The organism is Rhodoferax sp. (assembly GCF_039922535.1).
Taxonomy (GTDB): domain Bacteria; phylum Pseudomonadota; class Gammaproteobacteria; order Burkholderiales; family Burkholderiaceae_C; genus Rhodoferax_B.
The window spans coordinates 1-7825 of record NZ_JBDTEM010000449.1; the positions used below are offsets into that span (position 1 = coordinate 1).

8 protein-coding genes are annotated in these 7825 nt (G+C 64.9%); 5 read left to right on the plus strand and 3 right to left on the minus strand.

The genetic code is table 11. The annotated features are described in order from the left end of the window. On the plus strand, nt 1-851 hold an 851-nt coding region (locus ABI213_RS21340; RefSeq protein ID WP_348028571.1), incomplete at its 5' end, for a hypothetical protein. Between the two features lie 110 nt (nt 852-961). Here the strand turns inward: ABI213_RS21340 and ABI213_RS21345 are convergent. Next, the gene (locus ABI213_RS21345; protein ID WP_348028573.1) at nt 962-1453 is read right to left on the minus strand and encodes a DUF2917 domain-containing protein; all 492 of its coding nucleotides are present in this window, start codon (nt 1451-1453) and stop codon (nt 962-964) included. Nucleotides 1454-1563: 110 nt separating this feature from the next. Between ABI213_RS21345 and ABI213_RS21350 the strand changes: the two genes are divergently transcribed. Beyond that, the gene (locus tag ABI213_RS21350) at nt 1564-2550 is read left to right on the plus strand and encodes a LysR substrate-binding domain-containing protein (RefSeq protein ID WP_348006980.1); all 987 of its coding nucleotides are present in this window, start codon (nt 1564-1566) and stop codon (nt 2548-2550) included. A gap of 75 nt (nt 2551-2625) precedes the next feature. On the opposite strand, the gene ABI213_RS21355 is transcribed toward ABI213_RS21350, so the two are convergent. Beyond that, entirely contained in the window at nt 2626-3216 is a 591-nt protein-coding gene (locus tag ABI213_RS21355; protein ID WP_348006979.1) for a 5-formyltetrahydrofolate cyclo-ligase, read from the minus strand. 95 nt (nt 3217-3311) lie between these two features. On the opposite strand from ABI213_RS21355, the gene ABI213_RS21360 reads away from it, so the two are divergent. From ABI213_RS21360 to panC, 3 genes are read left to right on the plus strand one after another with little or no spacing between them, the layout of a single operon-like run. Further along, complete coding sequence (locus ABI213_RS21360) at nt 3312-5309, plus strand: transglycosylase SLT domain-containing protein (RefSeq protein WP_348028575.1); 1998 nt, start codon at nt 3312-3314, stop codon at nt 5307-5309. Next, nucleotides 5306-6217 carry a 3-methyl-2-oxobutanoate hydroxymethyltransferase gene (gene panB / locus ABI213_RS21365; RefSeq protein ID WP_348006657.1) on the plus strand — a complete coding sequence of 304 codons (912 nt, stop codon included), beginning with the start codon at nt 5306-5308 and terminating at the stop codon, nt 6215-6217. Before ABI213_RS21360 ends, panB begins: the two co-directional genes overlap by 4 nt. A gap of 47 nt (nt 6218-6264) precedes the next feature. Further along, nucleotides 6265-7107, plus strand: a complete 843-nt coding sequence (gene panC, locus ABI213_RS21370) for a pantoate--beta-alanine ligase (RefSeq protein WP_348006658.1) — start codon at nt 6265-6267, stop codon at nt 7105-7107. A 110-nt stretch (nt 7108-7217) separates the two neighbouring features. On the opposite strand, the gene ABI213_RS21375 is transcribed toward panC, so the two are convergent. Next, nucleotides 7218-7825 (minus strand): TOBE domain-containing protein (locus ABI213_RS21375; RefSeq protein ID WP_348028577.1); only part of this gene is annotated, 608 nt, incomplete at its 5' end.

Below are 7825 nucleotides of genomic sequence, written 5' to 3' on the forward strand. Positions count from 1 at the left end.
ATGGCACGGTGCTGTACCAGGCCACCTATGACAACGGCAGCGAAGTCGGCCTGACGCGCCGCAACCACCCCAGCGGCGCCCTGCAGCGCGCCACCTACTACAGCGGCAGCAACCAGGGCGAGCTGGCCTATGCCGAACTCACGCCGCGCGGCCAGTTGCGCCGCCTGCGCTGCGGTGACAAACCCCTGCTGGCCCCGCTGGTGGACGACGCCAAGCTCTGCGGCTTCGGCAGCAGCCCGGCGCCGGTGGAGATGTTCAACGACGCCGGCGTGCTGCAGATGCGCGCCCGCTACGCCAACGGCCAGCGGCTGCGCCTGGAAGAGCTGTACCCCAACGGCCAACCCGAGCGCGTGGAAGAGATCAAGGACGGCCAACGCTCCGAGCGGCGCTTTGCCGAAGACGGCGTGCTACGCGCCGAGCTGCAGTGGCAACTGGACGGCAAAACATCCAGCAAAACGCTGGAGCGAGAATTCTCCGAAAGAGGCAGCCTGGTGCGCGAGCAGAAATGGGCCGAGCGCCGCGCTGTGAGCGACGCCAGCTTCTACCTGAACGGCCAGCCCAAGAACCGAGCCCTGTACAGCCGCGACGGCAACACCGAATACGCGGATGAAACCGCCTTCTACGACAACGGCAAGCCCTCCCGCACCGGCCGCTACATCCAGGCCGACCGCTACAACCAAACGCCCGTAGGTACACACCAGTCCTTCAACCAGCAAGGCAAGCTGGTGGGTGAAGCCATCTACGACAACCGTGGCCGCATCAGCCGCGAACGAGAGTGGGACGACGCCGGCAAGCTACTGAGCGATGAAGAGGTGTTTGAAGACGGCTCGCGCAAGGCCTACGCCAAATAAAAAAGGCACTGCGGGTCGGCAGTGCCTTTCTGGGTGGTTTCGCATAAGAAATAAGCCTCTGGCGCAGATAACACCTGCACCAGCAGCTATTGATTCAGTAGCATGCCAATTCAGACCGTGCGACCGCGCCCCACCACCAGGTAATCGCCCAGACCAACCAGGCCCAGCACCAACCGGGCGGCGGCAGCGGCGGCCGAGCGCAGGGCTTGCGCCAGGTCGCGGCTGGGCTGCACCACGCCACCGCGCCATTGGGCACCGGCGCTGGCAGCCTCCCGGCGGCCATCCCACACCACTTCGGCTACCGGCTCCCAGCTGAAGTACACCGGTGCAGGGGCCGCCGGGTTCCACGACTCGACCACCAGCCGCTGACCGGCCTGCAGTTGCAAGCTGTCACCCGCCTTCAACAGGCGGTCGCCTGGCAGCTCGGCTTCGCCGTGCTGCATGCCGTTGACAGTGGCCCACACCTCCCCCTGGGCCACGCGGAACACGCCCGCCTGGCGCGGCTGCAAGGTGGTGGCCAGACCCGCGTCCAGCTTCCAGCATTCCGTCAATGCCGCTGCGGACAGGGGAAAGGAAGAGGTGAAGGTGGGGAACTGGGCCATGGAATACTCCTTGAAAATGAACTGCTTGGGTGTGAATCATCGTGGCGATAGCGCACCGGGTCCAATGAAAACGGGTTAGGCTATTGATTCCAAAACCGCATTAATCAAACATGCAGACGACACAAACCCATTTGCGCACCCGCCCCATCGCCGTAGGCCAGTTGCGGGCGTTTGCCGCCGTGGCCCGGCTGCTGAACTTTCGGGCCGCGTCCGAAGAGCTGTCGCTGACCCAATCGGCTGTAAGCCGCCAGATCCAGGCGCTCGAAGACGAGGTGGGTGTGGCCCTGTTTTTGCGCCACACCCGGGCCGTGGAGCTGACCGGCGCGGGCGCGCAATTGATGCGTACCGTGGGCCAAACCCTGGAGCAGTTGGACAGCACGGTGCGCATGATACGGCGCAGCGCCGGGCGCAAAAGCGTGGCCATCAGCACCTGGGCCTCATTTGCGTCGATGTGGCTAATCACCCGGCTGGAGGCCTTCCAAACGGAATACCCCGACATCGACATCCGCATCGACGCCACCGACAACCTGGTGGACATGGACACCGCCGACGTGGACCTGGCACTGCGCTACGCCCTGCCCGACACCGTGCCGCCGGGCGCGGTGCGCCTGTTTGGCGAGCAACTGACCGCCGTGGCCAGCCCCTGGCTGCTGAAAACCGGTAAAAAGCTGCTGCGCGGCGAAGACTTGGCCCATTTCGCCCTGCTGGAAGCCGGTGACTCGCACCGCACCCAGCACCTGGAGTGGCTGACCTGGCAGCGCTGGTTCGAGATGCACCAGTTGCACAAGCTGGAGCCCAAGCGCTGGATGCACTTCAACTACGCCCACCAGATCGCCCAGGCCGCCCTGACCGGCCAGGGCGTGGCCCTGGCCCGCATGCCGCTGATCGCCGACAGCCTGGCCAGCGGTGATCTGGTCGAAATACTGCCCCACATGCGGCTAGATTCGCCCATGGCCTACTGGCTGGTGGTCGGCCCGCGCAGCGCCGCCCGGCCCGAGATCAAGGCCTTTTGCGCCTGGCTGCTGCTACAGGCCCAGGCCACCCGCACCGCGATTGGCGACGGGCCCGACCCGGATACCGTGGACCACTTTGATTGAAATTGCGATTGCTATCGTAAAAATAGCTGCCTGCGCAGGTGGGATATGCGCCAGAAGCCATTTTCATGATAAATATTAGCCTATCGGCCAGACGACTCCGTTGTCGTTCAGGATGGCATCCAGCGGCACGTCGTGCGCCTCCGGCTCGAACTCATCCAAGTAACCTTGGGTAAAGCCTAGGCCCACGGTGACGGGTTTGGGCTCCAGGGTGGCCAGCATGCGGTCGTAAAAACCGCCGCCGTAGCCCAGCCGGTAGCCGCCCGCCGCGTAGCCCACGCAGGGCACAAACAGCAGGGTGGGCACGATCAACTCGGTGTCCTTGGGCTTCAGGATGCCGTAGGCATCTTCTTCCATCGGGCAGCCGGGGTACCAGGCGTGGAAGGTCATGGTCTTGTGCAGCTTGTTGACCACCGGCAGGCCGATGCGCTTGAGCTGCGGGCCACTCTGCAGCTCTCCGTCTTCCTTCCAGCGGTGCAGGGCAGGCAGCGGGTCAAACTCGCCTTTGATGGGCCAGTAAGCGCCGATCACCGTGTCGGGCCGCCCCACTAGCCAGATGCGCATCACGCGTTGCAGCAAATCGGACCGCTCCATCCGGTCGGGCAACTCCAGGCGTTGCTCTATCAGTGCTTGGCGTAAAGCTTTTTTGTCCTGGGCTTTGTCGTTCATTCATTGTTCCCATGAAGACTTGGCGCGGGCTGGAACCGAAGGGCCTATGGCCCCTCGCCCCCGAACCCTCACCAAGTCGTGTCCATAATCCCCACATGCAAGTTCCTGCCATTCTGACATCCTTAACGCTGGCCCTGAGCCTCGTCTTCTCAGGCGCTGCCTGCAGCCAATCCAAGTCCGATCCAGCGGGGGACGCCACCATTCTGGACATGGCACAGGCCTTCAAGAAGGGCGACCGCAAGCGCCTCACGGCCCTGCTGCCCCAGGTGCGCGGCCATATTCTGGAGCCCTGGGCGGCCTACTGGGAGCAGCGCCTGCGGCTGGACGAAATGACTGCACTCGACATGCAGGTCTTCGACAACCGCTTTCCCAACACCTACCAGGAGGACCGGCTGCGCAACGACTGGTTGCTGCTGCTGGGCCAGCGGCGCGACTGGGCCACCTTTGCCGATGAATACAGCCGCTACCGCATGGCCGATGACCGCGAGGTGCGTTGCTACGCCCTGACCATCGAGCAGATCGAGCAAGGGGCCAACAGCGGCCCCGTTCTGGCCGAAGAGGTGCGCAAGAACTGGTACGCCCAGCGCGAGCTGGACGACGGCTGCACCCAGGCCGCCAGCCAGTTGTTTGCGGCCAAAAAGCTGACGCCGCTGGATATCTGGCGCAAAGCCCGCCTGGCCATGGAGGCCAGCCGCCCGCGCGTGGCGGGTAGGGCGGTGGAGATCATTTCCCCCGAGTCGTTGCCGTTACTGAACGCACTCAATGACAGCCCGACCAAATTCCTGCTGGGCAAAGTGACGGCCCTCTCCACCGCACGCCGCGAAGTGGTGCTGCTGGCGCTGGTCAAAATGGCCACCTCCGACCCCGACAACGCGGCCGCGCTGCTAGACAGCAAATGGAGCAGCCAGCTCAACGCCGAAGAGCGCAACTGGGTCTGGGGCGTGATCGGCAAGCAGTCGGCCTCGCGCCTGTCGGCCTCGGCGGTGGACTATTACGCCCACGTCACCGACAACGCCGACCTGACAGATGACATGCTGGCCTGGCGGGTCCGCAGCGCCCTGCGCGTGGGCCGCTGGAAAGAGGTAGCCAGCGCCGTCAGCGCCATGGGCAAAGACGCACAGGCCGACCCCGCCTGGGTCTACTGGAAGGCCCGCGCCCTGCAGGCGCAAGTCATATCCGACCTGGACCGGGTCGAACCCAAGCGCTTGTTTGAAAGCATCGCCGGGGTGCGGGGCTTTTACGAACAACTGGCGCTGGAAGAACTAGGCCAGAAAGTCACCGTGCCACCCCGCCCGCTGCCCATCACCCCCGAAGAAAAAGAGGCTGCCCGCGCCAACATCGGCCTGCAGCGCGGCCTGGCCGCCATCCAGCTGGGCCTGCGCAGCGAAGGCAACCGCGAGTGGAACTACAGCACCAACCTGCATGAGCGCGGTGGCATGGGCGACCGCGAGCTGCTGGCCGCCGCCGACCTGGCCTGCCAGCGCGAGGTGTGGGACCGCTGCATCAACACCAGCGAACGCACCCGCACGGTGATGGACTTTGACCAACGCTTCCCGACTCCCTACCGCGACACCGTGGTGCAGCGCAGCCGCGCCATCAACCTGGACCCGGCCTACGTGTACGGCCTGATCCGCCAGGAATCGCGCTTCATCATGGACGCGCGCTCCGGCGTGGGGGCCTCTGGCCTGATGCAGGTCATGCCCGCGACCGCCCGCTGGACGGCCAAAAAGATTGGCCTGCCCGGCTTCACCCCCGACCAGTTGGCCGACCGCGAGACCAACATCACCATCGGCACCGGCTACCTGAAGCTGGTACTGGACGACTTTTCGGGCTCCATGCCCATGGCTGCCGCCGCCTACAACGCGGGCCCCGGCCGCCCCCGCGTATGGCGCAACGGGCCGGTGCTGGAGGCCGCTATTTGGGCCGAGAATGTGCCGTTTACCGAAACCCGCGACTACGTGAAAAAAGTGCTTTCCAACACCACCAACTACGCCGCTCTGCTGACCGGCCAGCCGCAGTCGCTGAAAACCCGGCTGGGCCAGGTGGGCCCGTTGGATGCCAACGCGGTAGAACTGATCAAGGACCTGCCATGAACGCCTCCGTCACCACCCCCGATACCACTCCGGCCAATACCACACTGCACGCCTCGCCCTACGGTACCCTGCCGCCCACCAGCACCCCGGCGCAGCGCCGCCCCATCAGCCTGCCGCGCCTGGCCGAAATGCACCAGCGCGGCGAAAAAATCACCATGCTGACCGCCTACGATGCCACCTTCGCCGCCGTGGCCGATGCCGCGGGCGTTGAATGCCTGCTGGTGGGCGACTCACTGGGTATGGTGTGCCAAGGGCTGTCCAGCACCGTGGGTGTCAGCCTGGAGACCATGCGCTACCACACCGAAAGCGTGGTGCGTGGCCTGCGCCGCACCCAGGCCACCGCTTGGGTGATTGCCGACATGCCGTTTGGCAGCTACCAGGAAAGCCGTGAGCAGGCGATCCGCAGTGCGGGCGTGCTGATGCAGGCCGGTGCGCACATGGTCAAGCTCGAAGGCGGCGGCTGGACCACCGAGACCGTGCAGTTCCTGGTGGAGCGCGGTATCCCCGTGTGTGCCCACCTGGGCTTGACACCGCAAACCGTGCACGCCCTGGGCGGCTACCGGGTGCAGGGCAAATCGGATGCGGCCGCCAGCACCCTGCGCCAGCAGGCCCACGCCCTGCAAGATGCCGGTGCCGCCATGGTGGTGCTGGAGATGGTGCCCGCCCCGCTGGCGGCTGAACTCACCACCGCCCTGCCCCACTGCGCCACCATCGGCATCGGCGCGGGCACGGACACCGCGGGCCAGGTGCTTGTGATGCATGACATGCTGGGCATCAATTTGGGTAAGATGCCGCGCTTTGTGCGCAATTTCATGCTGGATGCGTCCAGCGTGCGGGGCGCGATGGAAGCCTATGTGCGCGCCGTGAAAGACGGCAGCTTTCCCGACAACAGCCAGCACGCCTGGTAATTCTCATACAAATAAAACGCTGCGACAGACAACGCAGCCGCCTACCGATGCGCATCGCCCGTACCCTCGAAGAACTCCGCGCCCACCTTAGCGGCCACCAGCACCCGGCCTTCGTGCCCACCATGGGCAATCTGCACGCTGGCCACCTGGCCCTGGTGCGCCAGGCCAAGCCCTTGGGCGATGTAACGGTGGCCAGCATCTTTGTAAACCGGCTGCAGTTTTTACCGCACGAAGACTTCGACAGCTACCCGCGCACCTGGGAGCGCGACTGCACCCTGCTGGCCGATGCCGGTTGCGACGTGCTGTTTGCACCAAAGGAAAAAGTGCTCTACCCCGAACCGCAAACCTTCAAAATCCATCCCACACCGGCGCTGGCCGACCTGCTGGAAGGGCAGTTTCGCCCCGGCTTCTTCGTCGGCGTGGCTACGGTGGTGATGAAGCTGTTTGGCTGCGTGTTCTCCGAGGCCAAAGGCCGCCGTACCGCCCTGTTTGGCCAGAAGGACTACCAGCAGTTAATGGTGATCCGCCGCCTGGTCGAGCAGTTTGCCCTGCCCATCGATGTGGTGGCCGGCCCCACCCAGCGCGATGCCGATGGCCTGGCCCTGTCGTCGCGCAATGGCTACCTGAGCCCGGCCGAGCGGGCCGAGGCGGTGCAAATGTCCAAAACCCTGCAGTCCATGGCGGCAGCCTTGCGCCAAGGTACGACCGACATCCCGGCCCTGGAAGCGCAGGCCATGGACACGCTGCGGGCACGCGGCTGGGCCCCCGACTACCTGGTCGCCCGCCGCCGCAGCGACCTGCTGCCGCCTGCGTCCAACAACGAGCCCCTGGTGGTGCTGGGCGCAGCCCGGCTGGGCAGCACCCGCCTGATCGACAATTTGGAAGTCTGAAGTCGCCGCGGGCACAGGCCACAACCTAAGCTACAAATAAAAGAGCACCTGGCGCATACAGAATATGCACCAGGTGCTCTTTTTATGCCTAAATACGGCCCCCGTAAGGCTTAAGCGTGGGTGGAGGCCCGCGAGATGGACACACCCGCGACCAGCGGCTGGCCCAAAATTTCCACCGGAGCGGTACGCTTGGTGGCCACGCCGTTGTCGTCAAACAAATGCATGCAATGCGGTGGGAAATACAGGTGCACCGGGTTGCCCACGCTGCTGCTGGACTGGCCGCTTTCGCGCACAGTGACCAGCTCGCCACCAGCCAAGCGCACGTAGATGTAGCTGGCTTCGCCGAGTTGCTCCAGAAAGGCCACCAAACCGGTCACCACATTGGGACCACCAGGCGGCACGATCTGCACGTGCTCGGGGCGCACGCCAATCGTCACATCGGTATTGGCGGCGATGCGGGTGGCATCCACTTCGGCGTGCACTTCCACGTCGGCCACCGTAGCGACCGCACTTTTGCCGTTGGCACGGGCCAGGCGGGCGGCAATAAAGTTCATCTTGGGACTACCGATAAAACCTGCCACAAACTTGTTCACCGGGTGGTGGTAGAGCTGCAAAGGTGCGCCGCACTGGGCCACACTGCCGTCGCGCTGCACGGCTTCCCCAGCGTTGAGTAAGACGATCTTGTCGGCCAGGGTCATGGCTTCGACCTGGTCGTGGG

Bases quoted from the DNA above. Each gene is read 5' to 3' on its own strand.
- ABI213_RS21345 (WP_348028573.1), bottom strand. From the start codon at position 1,453: ATGGCCCAGTTCCCCACCTTCACCTCTTCCTTTCCCCTGTCCGCAGCG.
- ABI213_RS21350 (WP_348006980.1), top strand. From the start codon at position 1,564: ATGCAGACGACACAAACCCATTTGCGCACCCGCCCCATCGCCGTAGGC.
- ABI213_RS21355 (WP_348006979.1), bottom strand. From the start codon at position 3,216: ATGAACGACAAAGCCCAGGACAAAAAAGCTTTACGCCAAGCACTGATA.
- ABI213_RS21360 (WP_348028575.1), top strand. From the start codon at position 3,312: ATGCAAGTTCCTGCCATTCTGACATCCTTAACGCTGGCCCTGAGCCTC.
- panB (WP_348006657.1), top strand. From the start codon at position 5,306: ATGAACGCCTCCGTCACCACCCCCGATACCACTCCGGCCAATACCACA.
- panC (WP_348006658.1), top strand. From the start codon at position 6,265: ATGCGCATCGCCCGTACCCTCGAAGAACTCCGCGCCCACCTTAGCGGC.